Source organism: Pedobacter riviphilus (assembly GCF_014692875.1).
Classification (GTDB): Bacteria; Bacteroidota; Bacteroidia; order Sphingobacteriales; family Sphingobacteriaceae; genus Pedobacter; species Pedobacter riviphilus.
Genome location: NZ_CP061171.1, coordinates 5465598 through 5489063, shown reverse-complemented (window position 1 = coordinate 5489063; position 23466 = coordinate 5465598). Strand labels below are relative to the sequence as shown.

The 23466-nt window shown below is 37.4% G+C and carries 23 protein-coding genes and 1 pseudogene; 12 read left to right on the top strand and 12 right to left on the bottom strand.

Annotation, left to right across the window (positions count from 1 at the left end):
* The first annotated feature begins 56 nt into the window (after positions 1-56).
* From H9N25_RS22760 to H9N25_RS22735, 6 genes are all read left to right on the top strand, one after another.
* Positions 57-407, top strand: a complete 351-nt coding sequence (locus H9N25_RS22760) for a hypothetical protein (RefSeq protein WP_167296340.1) — start codon at positions 57-59, stop codon at positions 405-407.
* Between the two features lie 7 nt (positions 408-414).
* Positions 415-930, top strand: coding sequence for a fumarate hydratase (locus H9N25_RS22755; protein ID WP_190327330.1), 516 nt, complete (start codon positions 415-417; stop codon positions 928-930).
* Position 931: 1 nt separating this feature from the next.
* Positions 932-1738 carry a S1/P1 nuclease gene (locus H9N25_RS22750; RefSeq protein ID WP_190327329.1) on the top strand — a complete coding sequence of 269 codons (807 nt, stop codon included), beginning with the start codon at positions 932-934 and terminating at the stop codon, positions 1736-1738.
* A gap of 122 nt (positions 1739-1860) precedes the next feature.
* Complete coding sequence (locus H9N25_RS22745; protein WP_190327328.1) at positions 1861-2283, top strand: hypothetical protein; 423 nt, start codon at positions 1861-1863, stop codon at positions 2281-2283.
* 2 nt (positions 2284-2285) lie between these two features.
* Positions 2286-2720: a low molecular weight protein-tyrosine-phosphatase gene (locus H9N25_RS22740; protein WP_190327327.1), complete on the top strand. Its 435-nt coding sequence runs from the start codon at positions 2286-2288 to the stop codon at positions 2718-2720.
* 40 nt (positions 2721-2760) lie between these two features.
* Positions 2761-3528, top strand: a complete 768-nt coding sequence (locus H9N25_RS22735) for a ThuA domain-containing protein (RefSeq protein ID WP_190327326.1) — start codon at positions 2761-2763, stop codon at positions 3526-3528.
* Positions 3529-3585: 57 nt separating this feature from the next.
* On the opposite strand, the gene H9N25_RS22730 is transcribed toward H9N25_RS22735, so the two are convergent.
* Both H9N25_RS22730 and H9N25_RS22725 read right to left on the bottom strand, forming a co-directional pair.
* Positions 3586-3993, bottom strand: a complete 408-nt coding sequence (locus H9N25_RS22730; protein WP_190327325.1) for a hypothetical protein — start codon at positions 3991-3993, stop codon at positions 3586-3588.
* Between the two features lie 58 nt (positions 3994-4051).
* A complete protein-coding gene (locus tag H9N25_RS22725; protein ID WP_190327324.1) occupies positions 4052-4729 on the bottom strand; it encodes a hypothetical protein in 678 nt (225 codons plus the stop codon).
* A gap of 163 nt (positions 4730-4892) precedes the next feature.
* Between H9N25_RS22725 and H9N25_RS24800 the strand changes: the two genes are divergently transcribed.
* Both H9N25_RS24800 and H9N25_RS24795 read left to right on the top strand, forming a co-directional pair.
* Positions 4893-5825 carry an alpha-L-fucosidase gene (locus tag H9N25_RS24800; protein WP_223833487.1) on the top strand — a complete coding sequence of 311 codons (933 nt, stop codon included), beginning with the start codon at positions 4893-4895 and terminating at the stop codon, positions 5823-5825.
* 101 nt (positions 5826-5926) lie between these two features.
* Positions 5927-6343 carry a discoidin domain-containing protein gene (locus H9N25_RS24795; RefSeq protein ID WP_223833486.1) on the top strand — a complete coding sequence of 139 codons (417 nt, stop codon included), beginning with the start codon at positions 5927-5929 and terminating at the stop codon, positions 6341-6343.
* 6 nt (positions 6344-6349) lie between these two features.
* Here H9N25_RS24795 and H9N25_RS24790 read toward each other — a convergent pair.
* From H9N25_RS24790 to H9N25_RS22700, 3 genes and pseudogenes are all read right to left on the bottom strand, one after another.
* Positions 6350-7623 (bottom strand): annotated as a pseudogene (locus H9N25_RS24790) (rhomboid family intramembrane serine protease).
* Between the two features lie 252 nt (positions 7624-7875).
* Entirely contained in the window at positions 7876-8625 is a 750-nt protein-coding gene (locus tag H9N25_RS22705; RefSeq protein ID WP_190327321.1) for a class I SAM-dependent methyltransferase, read from the bottom strand.
* A gap of 189 nt (positions 8626-8814) precedes the next feature.
* Positions 8815-12009, bottom strand: coding sequence for a S41 family peptidase (locus H9N25_RS22700; RefSeq protein ID WP_190327320.1), 3195 nt, complete (start codon positions 12007-12009; stop codon positions 8815-8817).
* A 74-nt stretch (positions 12010-12083) separates the two neighbouring features.
* On the opposite strand from H9N25_RS22700, the gene H9N25_RS22695 reads away from it, so the two are divergent.
* The 4 genes from H9N25_RS22695 (at position 12084) to H9N25_RS22680 (ending at position 15565) form a co-directional block, all read left to right on the top strand.
* Complete coding sequence (locus H9N25_RS22695) at positions 12084-13364, top strand: glycosyltransferase (protein WP_190327319.1); 1281 nt, start codon at positions 12084-12086, stop codon at positions 13362-13364.
* Positions 13365-13490: 126 nt separating this feature from the next.
* Positions 13491-14237 carry a glycosyltransferase family 2 protein gene (locus H9N25_RS22690; RefSeq protein WP_167296327.1) on the top strand — a complete coding sequence of 249 codons (747 nt, stop codon included), beginning with the start codon at positions 13491-13493 and terminating at the stop codon, positions 14235-14237.
* Positions 14238-14240: 3 nt separating this feature from the next.
* Positions 14241-14930 carry a hypothetical protein gene (locus H9N25_RS22685; protein ID WP_190327318.1) on the top strand — a complete coding sequence of 230 codons (690 nt, stop codon included), beginning with the start codon at positions 14241-14243 and terminating at the stop codon, positions 14928-14930.
* A gap of 74 nt (positions 14931-15004) precedes the next feature.
* Positions 15005-15565: a type 1 glutamine amidotransferase domain-containing protein gene (locus H9N25_RS22680; protein ID WP_190327317.1), complete on the top strand. Its 561-nt coding sequence runs from the start codon at positions 15005-15007 to the stop codon at positions 15563-15565.
* Between the two features lie 100 nt (positions 15566-15665).
* Here H9N25_RS22680 and H9N25_RS22675 read toward each other — a convergent pair whose 3' ends face one another.
* The 7 genes from H9N25_RS22675 to typA all read right to left on the bottom strand — a co-directional run bounded on the left by H9N25_RS22675 (position 15666) and on the right by typA (position 23399).
* Complete coding sequence (locus H9N25_RS22675; protein WP_190327316.1) at positions 15666-16709, bottom strand: hypothetical protein; 1044 nt, start codon at positions 16707-16709, stop codon at positions 15666-15668.
* Positions 16710-16826: 117 nt separating this feature from the next.
* Complete coding sequence (locus H9N25_RS22670) at positions 16827-18017, bottom strand: serine hydrolase domain-containing protein (protein ID WP_190327315.1); 1191 nt, start codon at positions 18015-18017, stop codon at positions 16827-16829.
* 30 nt (positions 18018-18047) lie between these two features.
* Positions 18048-18962, bottom strand: a complete 915-nt coding sequence (locus H9N25_RS22665; RefSeq protein ID WP_190327314.1) for a lysophospholipid acyltransferase family protein — start codon at positions 18960-18962, stop codon at positions 18048-18050.
* Between the two features lie 89 nt (positions 18963-19051).
* Entirely contained in the window at positions 19052-19978 is a 927-nt protein-coding gene (locus tag H9N25_RS22660) for a lysophospholipid acyltransferase family protein (protein ID WP_190327313.1), read from the bottom strand.
* A gap of 157 nt (positions 19979-20135) precedes the next feature.
* A complete protein-coding gene (locus H9N25_RS22655; RefSeq protein ID WP_167296320.1) occupies positions 20136-20714 on the bottom strand; it encodes an NAD(P)H-dependent oxidoreductase in 579 nt (192 codons plus the stop codon).
* 63 nt (positions 20715-20777) lie between these two features.
* On the bottom strand, positions 20778-21338 hold the full coding sequence (locus H9N25_RS22650) for a Crp/Fnr family transcriptional regulator (protein WP_190327312.1): 561 nt from the start codon (positions 21336-21338) through the stop codon (positions 20778-20780).
* 255 nt (positions 21339-21593) lie between these two features.
* A complete protein-coding gene (gene typA, locus H9N25_RS22645) occupies positions 21594-23399 on the bottom strand; it encodes a translational GTPase TypA (RefSeq protein ID WP_167296318.1) in 1806 nt (601 codons plus the stop codon).
* Between the last annotated feature and the right edge of the window lie 67 nt (positions 23400-23466).

Genomic DNA, 23466 nt, shown 5'->3' with positions numbered 1-23466 from the left:
CGAGTTCAGCATGACGCTCCGACTTTACAACACAGGTTAATTAAAACATAGGCAAAATGAATTCATTACTCTCTACATTAGTCAACTTGATATCTATCATTTCGCCAGTTATCATATTTGGTGCCTGCTGTTATTTTTTATCAAAAAAATCTGCTGTTGAGGCGATTTTAATGACCATTGGTTCAGGAATCGCTTTACTAACAACCTTATTTTATAGTGTTTTAATGCCTTTTTTATTAGGAGATAGACATTTGGTTTATACTGATGTTTCTAAATATTATACCTTAATTGGCGTCATTAGCTTTATAGCCAGTCTTTGTTTTGCAGCCGGCTTTTTAATCCTGATTATCAATACCATTAAAAAGAATACTGTAACACACGATCAATTTCCTAAAAGCATCGATTAATAGTACAATGAACAAGCTGCACCCGGGTTTAAAGAATTTCTACATCATCCTTTTTACATTATCTATCTTACATGTAGCTTGTAGTCCGCGACCTAATATTCAAGGTAAAGGCGAAGATTTTATGCAGGGCGTTTGGAATGAAGATTCTATCGCTTTTAGCAATAAACTGAGCAACTACACACAGCACCATTTCAAATTTACCTGCGATTCGGTTTATATTGATATGGTTACCCACAGCAAAGTAAATTTTTACGAAGATTCCTGCTACAACAATGGTATTTGGAAAGAATATGCCAAAGGTGTTTACGTAGTTAAAGGCGATACCCTATTTATAGGTGCCACCTTTACACATGCTAACTATAAACAGAAAATATCGGGATGTTACCGCATCGGCAGGTACGACAAGAACTTCCTGATCAAAAAAAAATCTGCAGATTCGTTATTTTTGGAAAGTTTAAGCGATCAGCGTGAAATTAAGCTGACACTTAAAGAAAAAATTACCTGCATACAAAAAGAATTATAAAATGATTTTAACATCAATAAAAAAGAAATTAACCTCTGCCTTAACTATTGGTTTTTTAGCCTATTTACCTATTCAGGCAAATGCATGGGGTACAATTGGTCATCGCGTAGTTGGAGAAATTGCCGATAGTTATTTAAAGGCTAAAACACGCAAGGCTATTCAAAGTATTTTAGGTTATGAAACTTTGGCCATGTCGGCCAATTGGGGCGATTTTATTAAATCGGATTCTACCTATAACTATATGTACAACTGGCATTTTGTTAATCTTCCGGCAGGATTAGATAAAAATGGTGTATATCAATTTTTGGACACTGAAAAAACACCTAATCTTTACAATAAAATCCCTGATTTAATTGCCATTTTAAAGAAAACAAGCAGCACTGCAACCGAAAAAAAACTAGCCCTACGCGTGTTGGTTCACCTGGCAGGCGATTTGTGCCAGCCTATGCATGTTGCCCGTAAGGATGATTTGGGCGGTAACCGCATTTCGGTATTATGGTTCAATGAAAAATCGAATATCCACAGGGTTTGGGATGAACAGCTTATCGAATACCAGCAGTTAAGCTATACAGAATATGCGAAGGCAATCAATCATCCTTCGGCAATTCAGTTGTATAACTGGCAAAACACAGACCTTAAAGATTGCATTTATGAATCGTACGGCATTTGCAATAAAATTTATGAAAACACCAAACCTGATACTAAATTAAGCTACCGTTATAATTTTGACTGGGTTGACACCCTTAACGAGCAGTTATTAAAAGGTGGTGTTCGATTGGCGAAAATGTTAAACGATATCTATGGATAAGCCTTTCTGATAAAATATCAAATGCCCCAATGTTACCAAGCTTGGGGCATTTTTTTTGCCTGTGTAGCATATTAACCAGGAGGTTCGTTTATGAGGTATAAACTAAAAACAATTATAAACCGATGAAAAAATTACTACTGATTTTAACTGTTTGTTTGGCATTTGGTTGTAAAAAAGATCTCGACAAAACATTAACAAAAAAAGACTGGCGCATCGAATCGGTTACGGTTAGCCCAGCAATGACCATTGGCCAAAAAACGAGCACCAACTATATAGAACTGATGGGACCAAGCAGTTGTATAAATAACGCTATGATCTCTTTTTCTAAAGATGGCACATACACTTCGGGTTCCAATGGTGCGCTTTGCGATTTGAAACCTGATACAAGTATTAAAACCTGGAGAAGAGATGGCGATCAGATTTTTTTATCTTATGCGCCACAATCGCCATTCATATTAAGTGGAGATAAACTTACCCAAACCACTTCTACCCCACCACAAGGAGGAATTATTTATACATTTGTTTTTGTATATAAATCTAAATAATATTGAAAATTTTAATGGTCTGCCTGGGCAATATCTGCCGCTCGCCACTGGCCGAAGGCATTATGCGCCATCTGGCAAATGAACGAAACTTAAACTGGGAAATTGCTTCCGCAGGAACAGGCAATTGGCATATCGGCAAAGCACCCGACCATAGGAGTATTTCTGCAGCGAAAGCGCTTGGTTACGATATTAGCAAACAGCGGGCACAACAATTTAACCACTCCATGTTTGCTAAATACGATCTGATTTTGGTTATGGACAGGAATAATTTAGCCGATGTTAAAAACCTTGCTAAAAGCGAGGAAGAACGAAAAAAGGTTAAACTTTTTCTTGATAACGACGAAGTTACAGACCCATATTGGGATAATGCCCTATTTAACCCCGTTTGCAGACAGGTTGAAGAAAGATGTATAGAAATTATCAAACAACTTTCTTAAATTTAAAGCTCAATATCCATCACTAACCAAGTTAACAAAAATGAAAAAGTACCTGTCCCTATGTTTATTAATTGCCTCCGTTTTTTTATTCCAAAGCTATACTGCCGCTAAGAAATCGGCAAAGGTTTTAGTTTTTTCCAAAACCAAAGGTTTTAGGCACAACTCTATTGAAACCGGAAAAGAAGTTATCCAAAAATTAGGCACAGCGCATCATTTTGAAGTAGATACCACCGAAAATGCTGATCTGTTTACAGAAGATAACCTTAAAAAATATGCCGCTGTTATTTTTCTAAATACAACAGGCGATATTTTAGATAATAAACAACAGGTAGCTTTCGAGAGATATATCCAGGCAGGCGGAGGTTATGTAGGCATACATGCTGCAACCGATACTGAATACGATTGGCCTTGGTATGGTAAATTGGCTGGCGCCTATTTCATCAGTCATCCAGCTGTTCAGGAAGCTAAATTTATTGTTAAAGATAAAAAACATCCAGCCACTAAATTCCTTACTGATTCGATATGGATGAGAAAGGATGAACTATATAACTTTAAGGATATCAATCCAGATATTAAAGTGCTGATCACCTTAGACGAGAAATCGTATACTGGTGGTAAAAATGGCGATTTCCATCCTTTTAGCTGGTACCACAATTTTGATGGCGGAAGAGCTTTCTACACTTGTATGGGCCATACTAAAGAAGGCTGGGCTGATGATAAATTTCAGAACCATTTATGGGGCGGTATTGAATATGCCATTGGCAACCAAAAGAAATTAGATTACAGCAAAGCGCATTCAAAATTATAAGATTAAGGTTGAGCTTACTGGAATAATTAGCCAGTACGCTCAACCTTTAATTCATACCTAATAAAACAACTGCGAAAGTACATTGCTTGCACTAGGCGCTGCAGGTTTTAAAGAAGTAAACTTTGCCAATTGTGCAACAGTTAAAGCGGTTCCCAGTTTCGATTTCAATCCAGAAAACAATTTACCAAATTTGCTTTGATAAGCAGCAGGATCTGTTTTTTGAGTAGCCATAATTGTTGCTTTCTGCACCAGAAAATCTTTCACAATTGTAGTTACGTTTGGTTTTTGAGCCGGAGTTAAACTTAAGGAAGGGGTAAGTTTACCAATAATGCCCGAGGTTAAACTTGACACATCGAAACCCGTGCTTGCCGCTGCAGCAGATCCAACTTTACTTAAAATACTTTGTGCATTTGATGCAAAGTTCAGGCCCAATATGAAGGCAGATAAAATCAATATTTTTTTCATTTCAACAGTTATATATTTAACTAAGATAAACAATTTACACCTTTTAGGAATGAATATTTTATGAAGTTCTGACTTTTTTCAGGTTAGTCAAATAAATATAATTCAGCATACAGAAAGAAGCTACAGCCCCAAAAGTATGCCATAAAAAGTGCGTGCCTATTGCAAACACATCCCATTTATCGGCAATACGGAAAGTTAGTGCGAATATGAAAGCAATTAGGGCAAAGCCAACCCATTTGCCATTTTTCCACTCCGTTTTGATTAAATAGCCAAATACCGGAAATAAAACCAGCGCGGCCATAAAAGCATAATTGATATTGATGAAAATCTGAAAATCGCCATTATTAAAAAGCTTTCGGACATAAAATTGAAAGAAAGCATATACCGCTACAATTAAAACAGCAAAATACCATTTGGTTAGTTTAGAAAGAAAGTAGACACCAGCCGAAAGGCACAGAAGCATAATCGGCATCCAATCCATCATGATAAAGATTGGCCACCGCCTTAGCCCATGGTAAGTAGTCCCTCCTGTTCCGCCTATATAAAGTAAAACCAAGACAATGGTTAGAAAGGTATGCTGTTTAAAATTACCCCAAATTTTTATTGTCCAATACACCGCAATAGCTAAAAAGAAGCAACTTGTTATGGTATTAAATGGCTCAGGGAAAAGCTGACTAAGGTTAGTTTCTGTATATATTGTACCTCCATCGGGAGGGGTCTGGATAAAAGCGTTCATAACTAATTAACGTAAACTGAAATTAAATGTTTGATGAATCCATGTAACGATCAAGATGTAAAAATAATTTCGTGTTTACATTTTCAGGAGGTTAAATATCGGTTAACTCTTACCTTACCAATGGGAATTATTTGTACTTTAGTTTTATCTAAGCTATACTATTATGAAACGGTTATTGATTCTTTTTTTGCTTCTTTCGTCGGCTATTTATGCCCAAACACCTCCTCAACCTTATGGTGCATTACCATCAAACAGGCAGTTGGCCTGGCATGATATTGAGGTTTATGGTTTAATCCATTTTACACCAACTACCTTCGAAAATAAAGAGTGGGGCTATGGTGATGCTGACCCAAAAACATTCAATCCGACAGATTTTAATGCTGAGCAGATCGTTAAAGCCGCTAAAGCAGGTGGTTTGAAAGGGATTATTTTAGTAGCCAAACACCATGATGGATTTGCTTTATGGCCAACTAAAACGACTGAATATAATATCAGTAAAAGTCCGTTCAGAGGGGGAAAGGGAAATTTAGTTAAAGAAGTAGAACAGGCTGTACGTAAAAACGGTTTAAAATTTGGCGTTTATTGCTCACCATGGGACAGGAACAATCCGCTTTATGGTACCGATAAATATCTGGCCATTTATCAGGCCCAGTTAAAAGAACTTTACAGCAATTTTGGCGAACTTTTTATGAGCTGGCATGATGGTGCTAATGGGGGAGATGGCTATTATGGCGGCGCTAAAGAAAAACGCGCTATAGATAACACTACCTATTACGATTGGAAAAACACCTGGGCCATTACCCGTAAAATGCAACCAATGGCCAATATTTTTAGCGATATCGGTTTAGATATCCGCTGGGTAGGCAATGAAGATGGTCATGCAGCGCCAACCTCATGGGCAACTTTTACACCGATGGCCCCGGATGGAAAAAATGAAGCCGTTCCCGGTCAGGCAAATTATCCGCAAAGTCCTGAAGGAATACGAAATGGTAAATTCTGGATGCCGGCAGAATGTGATGTTCCTTTAAGAAAAGGATGGTTTTACCATGCCAACGAAAAACCTAAAACCCAGAAACTTTATTCGATCTGTATTTAAAAAGTGTTGGCCGTGGTGCAGGTTTAGATCTTGGTTTAGCACCCGATACCCGCGGTCAACTTCATAATGATGACGTTGCGGCACTGAAAACTTTTGGCAATATGGTTAAACATACTTTCGAGAATAACCTGGCCAAAAATGCATCGATTAAAGCAAGCAATAGCAGAGGCAAAAAGTATGATGTTAATGCCCTGCTTGATGGAAAAAGGGAGAGTTACTGGGCTACTCAGGACGATATCCATCAGGCAAGTTTAGAACTAGATTTAAAAGCAGCTAAAACCTTTGATATCATTAGCCTACAAGAGTACATTCCTTTGGGGCAGAGAATAGAGGCTTATACTATTGAAATATTTGAAAACAATGCCTGGAAAAAAGTTTACGATGGCACGAGCATTGGTGCAAAACGCTTAATTAAATTGGATAGTCAGGTTACCACTAATAAAGTAAAAATAAATATTACAAAATCTCCGGTTTGTATTACACTGAGTGAAATTGGGTTATATAAAAAAGCTGGATAAGTTGATCTATTTGTAAAGTATCTCGAATACACTTCCTAACGCGGTAGAAGTTTCTTTACTGTAACGATAAGTGCTATCGGCCTTGATGTCTCTGTACATGAGCATCACGGCCCGATAGGATGCTTTACTCAGTTTTATTTTTTCATTGCGCTCTTTAACATCCTCAGGTCTTAAATTTAAAGCCTGCATCTGTTTAATCACGACCAAATTTCTTTCGGTAGGAATAATACCATCTTGTTTGATAGAAGCTAATTTAACATCTTTTGGCAAAGAAATTTTCAAGTTCATAATACCATTAAGCGATCGCAAATTACCATTAAAAGTATCGCTTAATTTGCGGTATTCTTCAGTGCCGTACTTTGGATTAAAGTAAATTACCCCACTAAAGAACATCAGGAATAAAAGGATCGAAACGGCATACCTTGTCCAGATTTTAACTTCGAATGTTTTGTCCCATTTATAATTAAGGAGATAAGCAAAAATAAATCCAGATACAAAACCGCCAATATGCGCGGCATTATCTACCCTTTGGCCAAAAGCACCGTTCACCAGTACCAGTAAGGAAACAATCAATGTACTTACCAACAATGCTTTGGTGGCTTTCGGTTCGAAAGTTTTGGTAAGCAGAAGCGCAATAAAAGCACCATACAAGCCCATAATGGCTCCAGACGCACCCATCATAACCCCTCTTGGTGAAAAATCAAACTCAACAGCCCTCCACAAATACCGCTAACCAAATAGATAAATAGATATTTTTTCCAGCCCAGTTTATTCTCGATCATTAAACCAAGGTAAACCAGGGCATACATATTAAAAAACAAATGCGACTTAGACCCATGAATAAACTGATAGCTAATTAAACGCCAATATTCGCCGCCCAATACGAGATTACGCTGATTAACCCCAAAATTTAACGCTATCTTTTTTAGTTCTTCTATAAAATCGGGATCATAACTGCTTCCATTTCTTACAAACTGATACCTCAGGTACACTATCGAGAAAAGAACAAGTGTTATGTAGTAAAAGATATTTAGAAGTACCAAAATTGGCGTAGCTGTATAACCTTTTTGAGGAAAAAACAGGAACAGCACATTTTTGATCTTGTTTTTTGTTGCTAAAGGCGCTTTCTCAAAATACTGATCATCCTGAGTTGCAATAAACTGGTGAAACTTTTGTAAACTTTCTTCCCAAACATCTTTGAGATGAAACTCTACATATTCAAATTCATGAAAAAACTTCTCAAGGTTTGCATCATTTTTACCGTAATCATTGAAAAGCATTTGAATACCTACACACTCACTTTTTACTACTGCGAAATTCCCATGGATACGGATAGATATTTCCTCGCTATACGATTGGAAGGATATTGGCGTGTAAGCAATTAGCCCACTTTCTGATACGTGACTAAGGCTCCAGCCGAGATTTTCGATGGCCTGCCTGGCAATGATTAGATATTTATCTGCCGGAAAATCGGCTAAAGGAATAAATTTTTCAATTTTAGGTGAGTACCCCCAACTGATTAACATAGCGCGTTATATTTTTTTCGCTACTAAGATAATATAAGGTGATAGATTTTTGCTTTCGAATGGAATAATCTTTGTAAATACTTTTCCAGTCAGCCAAACTGCCTTTTTAAATAGGCGAACGCCTGCAGATTTCTGACTTTCATTTTCCAACCACACACTAAAACGACCAAAATAACCCGATTTTACTTCTTTAAGCCCGGCTTGCTCACAGATCGACTTTAACAGTGCCGGATCCATGCTATTGATATTGTGTTTATCGTAATTTTCTCTATCGAAATTCTTTTGGAACCAGCCGTTTACCGCCTTAAAATTTGGTAACGTGATAAACAAGGTACCGCCCGGTTTTACAAAAGCAATGTGGCGGTTAATAATATCGGCAGTATCGTTAAAATGCTCAATTAAACCGCAGCTTAGCACAAGATCATACTGCTTTTCAGGTGTGTAATTAAAAAGATCGGTTTCGATAATGTGAATATCCTTTTCGGCTAAGCCGTTCTTTTCCAAAAGCTCGTTTACAACCGGTGGATGAACAAAATAATCAAGCAGGGTAACATCAAGCTGAAAATATTTTTTTAGGAATACGGCGTAATAACCAGGGAAACCACCCAATTCGATAGCGGTTTTAACATTATCTTTCTGAATAACATCTGCCAGTTGCTGATGAAATAAATAATTTGAAGGTAACTGAACCGCTAGTCCTTTTTTACTTTCCCAATAATTTACCCAAAAAGCCCTGTCGGTTAATAAATTTGCCATGTTTTAAATAATTCCAACCTCAAAGAAACGGAAAGTATATTAAAGTTGAAAGGTTTGCCTTGCTGGATTGCCAAATTGTTGTTATTGTTTGGTAGTGAATAGAAGCAAAGTTGTTTTATTGCAAGAACTGTTACAATATAACAGTCCAGCAATAAAACAATGCTTTACAATTTGAATGGTTAACTAGCCTTATTTCAAATCTTTCAAGATCTCTGCTACTGCTTTTTCGAGTTGAGGATCTTTATTTGCCAGGCGGTCTTCAAAAGTATTTTTAACGAAGATATCTGGCTTAACACCCTCCTTTTCAATATTCTTGCCATCCATAGTATAACAACCCCACGATGGCAAACGGTAAGAAGAACCATCAACCAAACCTTTAGCTGAAGTAAAAATAATCCATCGATAGGTTTCTGTACCGATAATCTTACCCAATTTTAATTGTTTAAAACCTGCAGCAGTCATTTCAGCATCACTTAGAGACTGCTCGTTAATTAGCAATACAATCGGCTTCACTGCAGGGCCAAAATTACTTTGTGGGGCCATTTTACCACCGCGGTATTTCCATTGTAAATAAGGGCGCTGAGAAAGAAATTTCAGTACATCATCATGCACGTTTCCTCCGGTATTGTAACGTAGATCGAGAATAATGGCTTCCTTATTTTCTTCTTGTGCAACCATATCCAAAAGGAAAGTTTCCAATTCGCCACCGCCCATGTTCTTCATGTAAGAATAAGCAATCCTGTTGTTGCTCCATTTATCTACATTTTTATGGTTTTGGCTAATCCACTCATCGTAAAGGTTTCCGCGCAAAGTACCAGAACTTTCAGGATGTACATTTACATAAACATCTTTTCCATTGCGTTTAAAAGTTAAAATGATTTCTTTATCCAGCGATGGCTTACTAAAATAATAATCGCGGTCTATTTTTTCATCTACCTTAACACCGTTTACTTCAGTCAAAATATCTCCTGCCAAAATATTAGTTCCGGTGTGTGCAGCATTGCCTTTAGCGGCAATACGTTCAACTTTTAAAGGGTTTTCATTATCGAAGATAATCCCCGTTTCATTAGTGATGTAAGTAAGGTTTTTACGTTCCTCTGCCCCTGAGCTATTAAAGCCCATGTGCGAAGAATTCAGTTCGCCCAGCATATCATTCAATAAAATCCTCAGGTCACTGCGGTTATTTACATAAGGCAGATAAGCCGCATAGCGCGTTCTCATTTTATCCCAATCTACGCCATGAAATTTTTCATCGTAAAAATTTTCATCTAAACCTACCCAGGTTTCGTAAAACATCTGATTAAACTCGGCATTTAGATTTCTGGTAAATTTATAACCATGGTCTACCCGATCAAGTTTATTCCCTTCTAAGGTATATTTGTTGATTATACCTCTCGATAAAACGAAAAATTTATCCCCAGCCAAAATGATGGAGTAATCACCCCCATCAGCAACTTTTTCAGTTTTATTAGCTTCAAAAGGCTCAATAGTGGTGCGATAAAGACCTGGTGCACCACCTTCATGGTTAGATGAATAAAAAACATAGGTTTTATCGCCCTTAGCATAAGCATCTGTTCCGTACTGGCCGCCAAACGAAGGACCAACCAATTCTATTCTATCCAAGATATCTTGAATATTAATGGTAATTACGTTAGCGGGTTTAGGTGTAGGCTTAACTTCGGTTTTCTTTTTAGCCGTATCGGTTTTTGCTTTTTTATCATTTTTATTTTCGGGTGCAGGCTTAACATCGGTTGGTGCGGGTTTGCTTTCTTTAAACAGATCATCGAACTTATCTGAACGGTAGGGCTCATCGTAATCGTTCAACGCCATTCGATAAATGTGCGCGTTCGACATGCCGGTTGGATAAGATGGCTTGGTACGGGCGCTGGTAAAGAAAATATATTTCCCATCTGGCGACCATGCCGGACCCGTTTCGGTAACACCTGTATTGGTTAAGTTAATGGTTTTATTGTTTTTAATGTGATGTACCATGATATCCTGCTCGAAATTCCGGTAAACAGTGAAAAGCACATATTCGTCATTTGGCGAAAAACTTGGTGCCGAGCTCTGTATGGCCCAAAACTCGTCAGTCACTAAAGTTTTGGCATCGAAAGTTTTAAGATCCATCAGTTTAAGTTCGTTTCTGCCACTCAGATACACGGCCATCGTTTTGGTCTTGTTTAAAGTGATATCCCGTACGTTTGCTTTCTCTTTAGTGAGCTGTTTTATTGAGCCTTTACCATCGCCGGTAATGGTAAACCAGTTTTGATAGCCATTAGCTGTTTGACTAAACAGGATGGTTTTGTTATCAGCCAACCATTTACATTCTAGCGCCCTTTCCCCGCTGTTGGTAATCTTACGGATAAATTTTCCATCGGCATCGCTTACAAATACGTCCCCTCGCGAGATAAATGCCATCTTTTTACCATCAGTAGAAACATCAAATGCCGAAATATTGCCTCGCACATCGTACTCTTGCTCTTTACTCAATACTTGATTGCGTGAGGTACTAATATTGATTTTCTCTGTTTTCTTAGAAGCTACATCGTAGGTGTACAATTGATAATCTTTCTCAAACACAACCGTTGTTCCATTAGCCGAAACAAAAGGGCGTTTAATGGAAGTATCAAAATTGGTCAGGCTTGTTTTCTTGCCACCTATAAAAGTGTAGAGATTGTATTCCTCATTGCCTTCATCCGATACGAAAAAGATATTTCCTTTTTGATCAACACTCGTCCAGAAATCTTTCCCAATGTAATCGGTATAGCGTTTATAACTTTTCGATTTTGGATTGTACGACTGGATATCGGGATTATAGGCCCCTTTGTAATGTTTACGGTTTGCAAAGCGGTAACTCTCCCATGTATCGTTAAAAAACAGTTCCCCATTTGGCGATTCGGCAATGTGGTGTGTAGTGTTGAAATAATTATCGAATAAACGAACAGCCGTACCGCCGTTTACACTTACCTTATAACTCGAAAAAGAATTGTACCGACCAGATGTAAAATAAATTGTTTTCGAATCCCAACTCCAGTTGTCCACTTCATCCGCAGCATCGTTAAAAGTTAATTGTTTAATGTCGCCACCTGTTAGAGGCATCACATAAACATCATAATTACCAAATTGATTAGAAGAAAAAGCCATCCATTTTCCATCGGGAGATATTTTCGGATTGATTTCTTCACCTTGCATGGCGGTAACTCTCGAAGCTACACCTCCTTTTACCGGTACTTTCCAGATATCACCATCATAGCTAAATACTATTGTTTGTGCATCTGGCGTTAAAGCAGGGTATGCTGCAAAATAAGTTTGGCTGTAGGCTAAGGAATAAATGGGCAACAAAAAAGCTAATGTTGCTAGCGATTTCAACAGGGATTTGATCATGATTTATTTTGTTTGGCTTTTGATGCCTCAAAATACGCAACAGATTTTATATTCGTAAACAATAAAATGTATTTTTGATTGATTTGAAAGTAGTACACCTAAATACCTACGATGGAAATGGCGGAGCAGGACGTGCCTGTTTGCGCTTAAGTGACGCATTAAACGCTAGTGGAATCGATTCGAAAGTATTGGTTTACTATAAATTTGGTCAAAATCCTAAGATTGATACCTTTAGCAAATCACCCTTGCAGAAAGCCAAAGCCATTTATAACATCTTATCGGAAAGATATTTTGCCAAATGGCTCAGTAAATCTGTAAAAACGCCATTTAGTTTGCAGTGGTTTGGCCGTTCGGTTATAAACCACCCAGATGTTAAAAATGCTGATATTATCCATCTGCATTGGGTAAACCATGGCTTCTTAAACCCCAAGTTTTTAGCGCAGCTTGATGAACTGGAAAAACCGATTGTGTGGACTTTTCACGATAGCAATGCTTTTACCGGCGGATGCCACGTGCGCTATGGATGCGAAAACTTTCATCAACAATGTGGCAATTGCCCGATTTTGAAAATCAGCGGTAAAAATGATATTTCGCACAAAACCTGGGTGCGCAAGCAGAAAGCTTACACTGAATTAAATTTCCATATTGTAGCGCCTAGCAAGTGGATGGCGGCTTCGGTAAAGTTCAGCAGTTTGTTGGGCACAAGAAAAACTACAGTTATCCCGAATACAATAGAAACGAAAATTTTCAAGCCCTATGTTAAATCAGAAGCTAAGAAAATCCTGAAGATTAATCCAGATAAATTTGTTTTGATGAGCGGATTTATGCCTTCAAAAAACGACAAGCATAAAGGGACTCCCTATTTAATCGAAGCGCTGGAAATTTTGTCGCGTAGGGCAGGAATACAGAAAGAAAATATTGAGTTGGTTATTTTTGGAAATAAGGAGAATGCCGAAATGCCTGAGTTTCCTTTCAAAACCACTTTTTTAGGCACAATTAACAAAGATGATCACCTAGCAAAATGTTATTCTGCTGCAGATGCATTTATTACACCCTCGCTGGAGGATAATCTACCCAATACCGTGATGGAAAGTTTATCGTGCGCTACCCCTGTTGTTGCTTTTACTACCGGTGGGATTCCGGACATGGTTAAACACATGCAAAATGGCTATCTGGCCGAATATCAGAATGCTGAAGATTTGGCAAACGGCATTGAGTGGCTGTACCATCGCCCAAATAAAGAAGAGATCCAAAAAGCAGCCAGGTTAAGTATTTTAACCGATTTCTTGGAAGAAGTAATTGCCGCAGAACATATCCATCTTTACGAAACATTGATTGATTTACAACCGAAGTAACGCTACATTTTAATAAAATTTTAAAGTTCTATTTGCAATTTGGTTGGCAAAATCTCATTTTCTATTCTACAAATAAAAATTTGATCAATCTTTATTAAATTTATACCGATCCAAAAAAGCCATCCCTTGCCAAAGCTAACAATCATCACCATTGTATATAATAACGTTCGCGATATCGAACGTACCATCCATTCTATTCTTAATCAGACCTATAAAAAAATTGAATATATTGTAATAGACGGCGCATCAACCGATGGCACTTTGCAGGTTGTTGAGCGTTATAAAGATCAGATTACAAAAATTGTATCAGAACCTGATAAAGGCATTTACGATGCCATGAACAAAGGTTTAGCATTAGCAACAGGCGATTATGTTTTATTTATGAACTCGGGTGATGAGATTTATGATGAACAAACAGTAGAAGATGTTTTTGCCTCTGCCCCCGGTGCCGACATTTATTACGGCGAAACTGAAATGTACAATGACAACTGGGAAAATTTAGGCCGAAGAAGGCATGAAGCCCCAGAAGAATTCGACTGGACGAGTTTTAAATATGGCATGAACATCAGCCACCAGGCCATTTATATCCGCCGCAGTATTGTTACGCCATACGATTTAACCTATAAGTACAGTTCAGATATTGATTGGATCATCAAAGCGGCAAAAAAGGCATCTAATATTGTTAATGTTCACCGTTACGTTGCCAAATACCTGGTTGGTGGCATGAGCAAGAAAAAACATCGCGAAAGTTTAAAAGAACGTTTTAAAATTTTCACTAAGTATTATGGCTTAATACCGAATATCTTTAATCATATTATCATTGCAGGTAATCTGGCTCTGTATTTTGTTAAGCACCGTAGAACGAACGATTAGCTTATGAATGAAGAAATTAACGAGCTACTTTCTATCTATGAACAGGAAAAAAAATTAATCGAGTCTATAATTGAAGAAGATCGGATTGATGGTGATTATAAAGCAATTCGCTTAAATTCTAAAAATCTCAATAGGATACAGCGCCAGATTGAACTGATTAAATCATTAATTGATCCATATACGCAAGAAAAAGAACGATTAAAAAGGACAATCGATTTTTTCGTTAAAAAAAGTGAGCAGGAAGAATCTGATGAGTACAGAACCCAGATGCTTGCTCAGATTGATCGTAAATTAGACCAACTCAATAGTTATAAACTAGGTTATTTTAACGATGGGCAAGAGTTTGATGATGCCATATTTGATTTGGTAGAACAGAAGAATGAAGGATTTATTTTCAACTTAAAAAAAGAAAATAAATTGGCCATATTGTTTAAACGCACGGATAAGGAAATTTTATTATCAGTTACCAATATAAAAAAGCTTAAAAAACAGCACATTTTAGATAAAAACGCTAGGGCTGTACTTAAATCAATCGGTTTTAAAGAGGAAAAACACGATGATTCACTAGTTTTCACTTATGGTTTGGATAATTTTAAAGATGCTATTTTTATTAAAACTATAGTGAGCAGAGTGATTTTTGATGCATTTCATTTTCAAAACTTAGACAATAAAACAACCATTGAGATTTTTTAGTAATCTCAAATTTCTAAAAACAATAATTTTTCCCAACTGTCTTTAATATATCACCTATTAAAAATTTAAAGATTATGGGACAATTAAGTAACCGCATCATTGCTGTACTTTCAGAAAGCGGATTTGAAGAAGTAGAATTGACCGAACCAGTTAAAAGGTTAAAAGAAGAGGGCGCAACCGTTCACATTATCTCCTCAAAAAGTGGAAAAATAAAAGCCTGGGATCACGATCACTGGTCGATAGAAGTTGATGTAGATAAAACCATATCGGAAGCAAATGCTGATGATTATAACGGATTACTTTTACCAGGCGGCGTAATAAATCCAGATCAGTTACGTATTAACGAAGATGCATTGGTTTTTGTAAAATCATTTTTTGCCGACGGGAAACCTGTTGCCGCCATTTGCCATGGTCCACAAACGTTGATTAATGCCGATGTGGTACAGGGCAGAAAATTAACTTCAGTAAAAAACATTTCGCAGGATTTAATTAATGCCGGAGCTATCTGGTCAGACGAGGAAGTAGTAGTTGACCAAGGCTTGGTTACCAGCCGTACGCCAAAAGATCTACCCGCTTTTAACGATAAAATTGTAGAAGAATTTGCTGAAGGTGTTCACGAAGGGCAACACGCCTAAAACTTTCGACGCTCTTTCTAGATTCACTCAAAAACGGTAGGCAATTTGCCTACCGTTTTTATTTATTTGGTAGCGTCAGATGGTAAACATCTGACGCCACTTATAGCTTAACCTGCCTAATAATATTTTTGATATTCAATTCAATAATATCCGTCATGGTTTTGCACTGTAGATAATTCGCATCCTTAAAATAATCGCTCATACCCTGTTTCAGCAAGGCGATATTTTCGGGTGTGGTTAATTCTTCTTTGTTCGAAACATCACGAAGATCGGTTAAGCGATGACGTTCGCTCCTTACGCGATGTACAATTGACGACCGTTCCTCCTGCTGATATTGCAGTACGGTTTTCTCCGTTAATTGCTCCATGCTCATTTTTACATAAGGCAGATTCTCTTTAAAAAACTGAGGTAGATAAACTTTTAAATTGCCTTCGTAAAACTGTTGATCAAAATCTATAGCCCGGATACGAAACTGGATATCATCAAAATCGGGTGTAATCTGTACCACAAAATTATAGGCACGCATATCTCCCAAAAGCATAATCAAACAGCGTTCATTAAACTTCACAAACTCTTTTGCTATGCGGGTAGGGTTAAATTCTGGTGTATATAACTGTCCTTTTGTAAAAACATCACCAGGAATCCCTGCAATGTGTTCTTCTACCAGGGTATCGCCATCTACCAGGTAATTTACCTGATTCGGCGAAAGGATTTCTTCCATTTCTAAACCGTAAATTCGAGAGGCATCCGCTTTTTTAATGTAGAAGTAATCGTAAACATCATTTAAACGGTTTACAATACGGATGCGAAAGGGGTGGGTATTTCCGAAGGTGCAATATTCTATTTTATCGATGTACTTATGTTCAACAATACGCAGGTTACCCGATGCTTTAAGATTTGCATAAATTTCCTTTAAACCATCATGCAATGTTTCGATTAAATCCTGTGCATATATCGGACCTTCCCAAAGAGAATCTTTACCAAACTTATCCATTAACGGGAAAGCTTCATTAAACTGCATTAAATCGTTATAACCAATGGGTAATTTCGCTTCGCGTTGGTAAGTGCGCAAATATTTCTGCAAAGCAGGTGTAACCGGAAAAATCGGCTTCTTTTTTGAAATTTTTACATCGTTGTTTTCCATGCAAAGGCAATGTACTATTTAAAAATTTAACCGCAAAGGCCGCTAAGTTTTACGCGAAGAAGGCATGGAAAAACCCTTAACGTTCTCTGCGCTCCTTTTTCTTTGCGAACTTTGCGGTTAAGACTTCGGATAACTGAATGGCAATCCACTCAAATACCTACTGATTTTTCGATAGGGATAATTCCCTGCACCGTGATCGGCAAACTGCACAATAATGGTATTTGTTTTCGGATCTATATACAACCTTTGGCCAAGCATACCCTCTGCCGCATAATCGCCGTGATCTCCTTCTTGCGGAATCCACCAAAGGTAATGATGTGCAGATTTTTGCCAGCCTTTTGCTGATGCAGGAGTTTCGTTACCAATGTTGATCGATTGATTTACCCAGTTTTCAGGAACAATCTGATTTCCATTGTACCTACCTTTATTTAAATACAGGCGGCCTATTTTAGCTAAATCTATCGCCGTTACCTGAAAACGACTGGCAGTATTGGTTAAGCCATTTACCTGATCCAGGCCCCAGGTTGAGTTATATTCGGCTCCGATCTGTTTCCATACATGGCTTTCGAAATACTCGGCCACCGATTTGCCGCTCGCCTTTTTTAGAACCCAGCCCAATAAAATCGGATCGATGCTTTTGTACACCCAAACCGTACCAGGTTTGTTAACTAATTTTACTTTCATCAATTGGGCCTGCATATCATCAGTATAATAATATTTGGCTTCGTCAGAAAAAAAAGCTTTTATAATCCCGCCCAAAGCATCCTGAAACTCGAGTCCCGATTTCATATCCAACAGGTTTTTTAAAGTAATCTGCTCAAAAGCCGGGTTCGATTTTAATTCAGGGATATATCTTGTTACCTTATCATTCAGACTTTTAATACTACCATCGGCCAATGCCTGGCCAATCATAATAGAAATCATACTTTTTGCTCCCGAAAACATGGTACTTAAAGTGCTATCGCAATATCCCTTATCATATCTTTCGTACAGTACACTATCATTCCTGATCACGATAAAGGCATTGATCTGCCCGTTTTTTAAATAAGTCTTTAATGGAATCAACCGGTTATTTCCATCCTGTACATGCAAAGTATCCAAATCATTGCGTGGTTTTGCTGCCCTGACAAAATGAAAGGCAGAATCACTCTTATGAGAAACTTCTTGCGGAAAAATTTTATAGGTTTCGGCATTTGGTGTCCTATATTTTAATACATTTAAGAGGTACGGTTTCCAAAGAAATAAGGCAAACAATGATAAAAAGAATGCATAGATCAGCAGCAGTAATATTTTTTTGAACGTTTTCATTTACAGGCACAATATTCACAAATATAAATATTATGCCTGTTTTAACATTTCATTTCCAATAAAAGCAGTTTCCGTTTTTGGTTTGTATTTCCATCTTTTATGGCTCCACAACCAATATTCCGGTTTCTCTTTAATCATCTGTTCCAAAAAGCGGGTGTGCAGCTCGGTAATTTCAAACTCAGCAGTTTCAGCCGGGTTTAAACATAATGGAACACAATCTACATTATAAAAACCCCGCTTAAGTACATTTATCTTAAAATAAAATATCGGTTGACCGGTACGTTTAGCAATTTTTTCTATCCCCAATTGTACCGAACTGGGCTGATGCAAAAAAGTAGTCCAATAATGCGATTCATCTTTAGAAGGTGCCTGGTCGTTACCAAAACTAAAGATGCTGGGTTTACCTTTACTGGCTTGCAAAGCACGCATGGTCTGCCGCATGGCAATAAGCTTATTGCCAAATCTGCTTCTTACTTTTTTAAACCAGTTATCGAATATCGGGTTGGTTAAGGGTTTGTAAATGGGGTAATGATCTGCCTGAAAATTGAGCCCGATGCCCAGCGTCCCCCATTCCCAGTTACCATAATGTGCCGAACAGATCAATACGCTTTCGCCGCGGTCTAAATAGGCCTGAACCTGAGCTTTATTTTTAAAAATGAAACGTTTTTCTATTTCTTCCTTTGAGATCCCGTTCATTTTTACAATCTCAAATATCAGCGAAGCCAGGTAGCGGTAAAAACGTTTTTCGATAAGAATGATTTCATTTAATGATTTACCAGGAAGGGCATTTAACAGGTTTTCCCTCACCACTTTCCTACGGTAGCCGAAAACAAAATAAAGCAGTAGATAAGCTCCATCGGCCAGAATGTATAAAACAGATAGTGGAAACAGAGATAATACGCCTAAAAAAAATATTCCCAAATGGGAAATCCCCTTTTTAATCATACCAGAATTAGTTGAATTGCTAAATTAAAAAGCAACGCAAAGAATTATGCCACAAAAATGTTAGATTTTAATTTATAGACGCAAAAAGCTTAAACTATGGCATCCATGATATCCTGATCCCTTACCACCACTTTCTGAACTTTCTGCTCTGGTTTATATTTCCACCTGCGGTGACTCCACAACCAGTAAGCCGGTGCTTCTTTAATCATATCTTCCAAAAAGTGTGTATGCATTTCGGTGATTTCAAATTCGGCAGTTTCAGCAGGATTTAAACAAATCGGCACACAATCTACTTCGTAATATCCTCTTTTTAAATAATTTATTTTAAGGTAAAACACCGGGCGATTTGTTTTTCTGGCGATTTTCTCAACTCCTAACTGGATGGAAGATTCTTGATTTAAAAAAGTTGTCCAATAGTTCGATTCATCCTTCGAAGGTGCCTGATCGCTTCCAAAAGTAAACATGGTTGGTTTATTTTTGCTCGATTGGATAGCCCTTAAGGTTTGACGCATTGACACCATACGGTTGCCAAATTTGCTTCTCATGGTCAAAAACCAATTATTAAAAGCTTCGCTACTCAACGGCTTATAAATAGGGTAATGTTCGCCCGAAAAGTTTAAACCAATGGCCATGCACACCCATTCATAATTACCGTAATGTGATGAGCAGAAAAGTACACTTTCATTATTTTTGAGATAAGCTTCTACCAGATCGGTATTTTTAAACTTTACCCTTTTGTTTAATTCCTTTTTAGAAATACTTTTCATTTTGATCACTTCAATAAAAAGTGAAGACAAAAATTTATAAAAACGCTTTTCTATATCATTAATTTCTGAGGTACTTTTTTCGGGAAACGCATTAATCAAGTTTTCTTTAACTACTTTTCTGCGGTAGCCGAAAACATAAAATATTAATACATAAAAAGCATCTGCCAATCTGTATAAGATAAATAGCGGCAACAGAGAGAGCACATTTAATAAAAATATACCCACCTTGGATAACCCTTTATTAATCATGATTGGGACGATTAGTTTGCTTTTGAAAATGCAAAATTAAAAGTCACAAGAACATCAACTGCCATACAATTGTTAATTTTTTATTCCTAAAGGTTTTATGAAAAATTCATGACAAAATTACCTTAACAGCCAACAATTCATTTTGACCTACAACTCGCTACCCGAAAGATTTACCTAGTAAAAACGCTTTATTAAGCCACTTTAAACGTTGGTTTTCGGTAGAATTTTTAACAATGCCTATATAGCTAACTTTAACAGGTTTTACACCACAATACTGCAATACACTTTTCTTTAATTGATTAACACTCGGTCGGCCAAAAAACAGGCGATAATACCAGGATGGCTGATCTAATGTGGTAATGATACGCGCTGTTTTTCCTTTTAATAGCTTATCCCACCAAACACTATTTTCGCGGTATTGAAAAGTAATTCCGGGTAGAAACAAACGATCGATAAAACCTTTCATTATGGCTGGCATACCTCCCCACCATACAGGGTGAATCCAAACCAAATGATCAGCAGTTTTGATTTTTTCTAGGGTCAATAACAAATCGGGTTCTAATTCTGTTCTTTGACGATAACCGAAGGCCAGGTTGGGATTAAATACCAATTCGGCAATATGGATTAACGAAACATTTGCACCCGAATCTTTAGCGCCTTTATAATAGGCCTCGGCTAATGCAAAATTGATACTATCTTTATTTGGATGCCCATTTAGGATTAAAATATTTTTCATGTTGCTTTTATTTACAGCACAAAATTAACCCTGATTTTTTGCTCAACAGGCAGACAAATGTCCTTAAATAATTTCTTTTCGGAGCCGACTTAAGTGCCTTGGGGTAATAGCCAGAAAAGATGCCAGGTATTTTACCGGAATTTTTTTGATATAATCGGGATGGCTTTTAAAAAGTTCAACATAACGTGCCTTAGCAGCATTTTTTTGATACATGAAAACACGTTTCTCCAAATGAAGATATTGCTGTTCAGCTATTATTTTTAACAATTTCAATCCATTTATGCTCGATTCGGCCAAGGCATCTACAACCTCCTTTTTAATAATCAATAAATCTACATCACTCATCGCCTGGATATTCTCAACAGTTGGGTTTCCGGTAATCAGTGAAGAATAGGCCGTCATAAACTGATTGGGAAAAGTGAGGCAGTAGGTATATTCCTCGGCACTGGCAGCGGTATAATAAGAACGCAAAATACCCGATTTAATAAAAGCAACTTCCTCACAAATTTTATTCTCGGTAATAAAGAATTCTCCTTTTTTTAATGTTCTTGGTACAGCATTAACCCTAAAGATTTCTATTTCTGCTGGCGAAAGAATATTAAAGGATTGAAGGTAAGTTTGCATGGTAAAAATTTTGCAGGGGCAAGATAAGCAAAACTTAAGGAACCTATTACCACAGCCTTAACAAACCTAAACCTTATTGAAGCGGTATCACCCGATCCTTCATCGGGTATTTAACGGAACGAAGGATTGACAACTTCAGCGCCCATTTATGATTAAAGTTACCAACTCCAACAAAGCCATTAAACACAAAAAAGCCCCGATTTTACATCGAGGCTTTAGTGATATGTATTTTAACTCCCCTGTAGGGATATAGGTCTAAGCGAATTGCTTTCCTTTAACTTTACGTTCTTGTTCTGTTAAGAAGATTTTACGTAAACGCATGCTTTGCGGTGTAACCTCGATATACTCATCAGCCTGGATATATTCCATAGCTTCTTCTAAAGAGAATTTAATTGCTGGTGCAATACGTGTATTATCATCAGTACCAGAAGCACGCATATTGGTTAATGCTTTACCTTTTACTACGTTTACTACTAAATCGTTATCACGGATGTGTTCACCCATAATCTGCCCTTCGTAAACATCAGTTCCCGGATCGATGAAGAAACGGCCCCTATCTTGTAACTTATCAATTGAATAAGCTGTAGTTTGTCCTTTTTCCATTGAAACCAGTACACCGTTTAAACGACCAGGGATTGTACCTTTCCAAGGCTCGTAAGCTTTGAAACGGTGTGCCATAATTGCCTCACCTGCTGTAGCAGTTAAAACGTTGTTACGTAAACCAATGATACCACGTGCAGGGATTTCGAATTCTAAGTGCTGTAAATCGCCTTTTGGCTCCATAATCAACAACTCACCTTTACGCTGAGTTACCAATTCGATTACTTTACCAGAAACTTCTCCCGGAACATCAACGATTAAAGTTTCAATCGGCTCATGTTTCTTACCATCAATTTCTTTAATGATAACCTGAGGCTGACCTACCTGGATCTCATAACCTTCACGACGCATCGTTTCGATTAATACAGATAAATGGAGAATACCACGACCATAAACTAACCAAGCATCTGGAGAAGCTGTTTCAACAACTTTTAAAGCTAAGTTTTTCTCCATCTCTTTGTACAAACGCTCTTTAATACGCTGAGAGGTTACTAATTTACCTTCTTTACCAAAAAACGGAGAGTTATTAATGGTAAACAACATGTTCATTGTTGGCTCATCAATGCTAATTACCGGTAATTGTTCTGGTGCTTCGAAATCAGCAATAGTATCGCCAATATCAAATCCGTCAATACCTACAACAGCACAAATATCACCTGAACTTACTTCTGAAGTACGGATTTTTCCTAAACCTTCGAAAGTATAAAGTTCTTTTACTCTTGATTTTACGATTTTACCATCGCGTTTAATTAAAGTAACCGGTTGGTTTTCTTTAATTGTACCGCGATGTACACGACCGATTGCGATACGACCAACGAAAGATGAATAATCTAACGAAGTGATCTGCATCTGCAATGTACCCTCGTTGATTGGTGCAGGCGGAATGTTTGCCACAACTGCATCTAACAAAGCGAAGATATCAGTAGTTGGTACTTTCCAGTCTGTACTCATCCATCCTTGTTTAGATGAACCATAAATTACAGGAAAATCCAATTGATCTTCAGTTGCTTCAAGGTTAAAGAACAATTCGAAAATCTGCTCATAAACCTCTTCAGGGCGGCAGTTTTCTTTATCCACTTTGTTTACCACCACAATTGGCTTTAAACCCAGTGCCAAAGCTTTTTGCGTTACGAAACGTGTTTGAGGCATTGCACCTTCAAAAGCATCGCAAAGTAAAAGTACACCATCTGCCATTTTCAAAACACGCTCTACCTCACCGCCAAAATCCGCGTGACCAGGAGTGTCAATAATGTTAATTTTTACGTCTTTGTACTGAACAGATACGTTTTTAGATACAATCGTGATACCACGCTCGCGCTCTAAATCGTTGTTATCCAATATCAAATCTCCTGTTTGTTCGTTGTCACGAAAAATAGAACAAGAGTGTAAAATCTTATCAACCAACGTGGTTTTACCGTGGTCAACGTGTGCTATAATAGCTATATTTCTAATCTTTTGCATAAAATGCGCCTCAAATTTGGCGCAAAGATAGTGTTTTGAAATGGATTTTCTACTATATCTGTCACTA

Excerpts from the sequence above, each read along its gene's own strand:
- H9N25_RS22760 (WP_167296340.1), top strand. The coding sequence starts at position 57 with ATGAATTCATTACTCTCTACATTAGTCAACTTGATATCTATCATTTCG.
- H9N25_RS22755 (WP_190327330.1), top strand. The coding sequence starts at position 415 with ATGAACAAGCTGCACCCGGGTTTAAAGAATTTCTACATCATCCTTTTT.
- H9N25_RS22750 (WP_190327329.1), top strand. The coding sequence starts at position 932 with ATGATTTTAACATCAATAAAAAAGAAATTAACCTCTGCCTTAACTATT.
- H9N25_RS22745 (WP_190327328.1), top strand. The coding sequence starts at position 1,861 with ATGAAAAAATTACTACTGATTTTAACTGTTTGTTTGGCATTTGGTTGT.
- H9N25_RS22735 (WP_190327326.1), top strand. The coding sequence starts at position 2,761 with ATGAAAAAGTACCTGTCCCTATGTTTATTAATTGCCTCCGTTTTTTTA.
- H9N25_RS22730 (WP_190327325.1), bottom strand. The coding sequence starts at position 3,993 with ATGAAAAAAATATTGATTTTATCTGCCTTCATATTGGGCCTGAACTTT.
- H9N25_RS22725 (WP_190327324.1), bottom strand. The coding sequence starts at position 4,729 with ATGAACGCTTTTATCCAGACCCCTCCCGATGGAGGTACAATATATACA.
- H9N25_RS24800 (WP_223833487.1), top strand. The coding sequence starts at position 4,893 with ATGAAACGGTTATTGATTCTTTTTTTGCTTCTTTCGTCGGCTATTTAT.
- H9N25_RS24795 (WP_223833486.1), top strand. The coding sequence starts at position 5,927 with ATGGTTAAACATACTTTCGAGAATAACCTGGCCAAAAATGCATCGATT.
- H9N25_RS22705 (WP_190327321.1), bottom strand. The coding sequence starts at position 8,625 with ATGGCAAATTTATTAACCGACAGGGCTTTTTGGGTAAATTATTGGGAA.
- H9N25_RS22700 (WP_190327320.1), bottom strand. The coding sequence starts at position 12,009 with ATGATCAAATCCCTGTTGAAATCGCTAGCAACATTAGCTTTTTTGTTG.
- H9N25_RS22685 (WP_190327318.1), top strand. The coding sequence starts at position 14,241 with ATGAATGAAGAAATTAACGAGCTACTTTCTATCTATGAACAGGAAAAA.
- H9N25_RS22680 (WP_190327317.1), top strand. The coding sequence starts at position 15,005 with ATGGGACAATTAAGTAACCGCATCATTGCTGTACTTTCAGAAAGCGGA.
- H9N25_RS22675 (WP_190327316.1), bottom strand. The coding sequence starts at position 16,709 with ATGGAAAACAACGATGTAAAAATTTCAAAAAAGAAGCCGATTTTTCCG.
- H9N25_RS22670 (WP_190327315.1), bottom strand. The coding sequence starts at position 18,017 with ATGAAAACGTTCAAAAAAATATTACTGCTGCTGATCTATGCATTCTTT.
- H9N25_RS22665 (WP_190327314.1), bottom strand. The coding sequence starts at position 18,962 with ATGATTAAAAAGGGGATTTCCCATTTGGGAATATTTTTTTTAGGCGTA.
- H9N25_RS22660 (WP_190327313.1), bottom strand. The coding sequence starts at position 19,978 with ATGATTAATAAAGGGTTATCCAAGGTGGGTATATTTTTATTAAATGTG.
- H9N25_RS22655 (WP_167296320.1), bottom strand. The coding sequence starts at position 20,714 with ATGAAAAATATTTTAATCCTAAATGGGCATCCAAATAAAGATAGTATC.
- H9N25_RS22650 (WP_190327312.1), bottom strand. The coding sequence starts at position 21,338 with ATGCAAACTTACCTTCAATCCTTTAATATTCTTTCGCCAGCAGAAATA.
- typA (WP_167296318.1), bottom strand. The coding sequence starts at position 23,399 with ATGCAAAAGATTAGAAATATAGCTATTATAGCACACGTTGACCACGGT.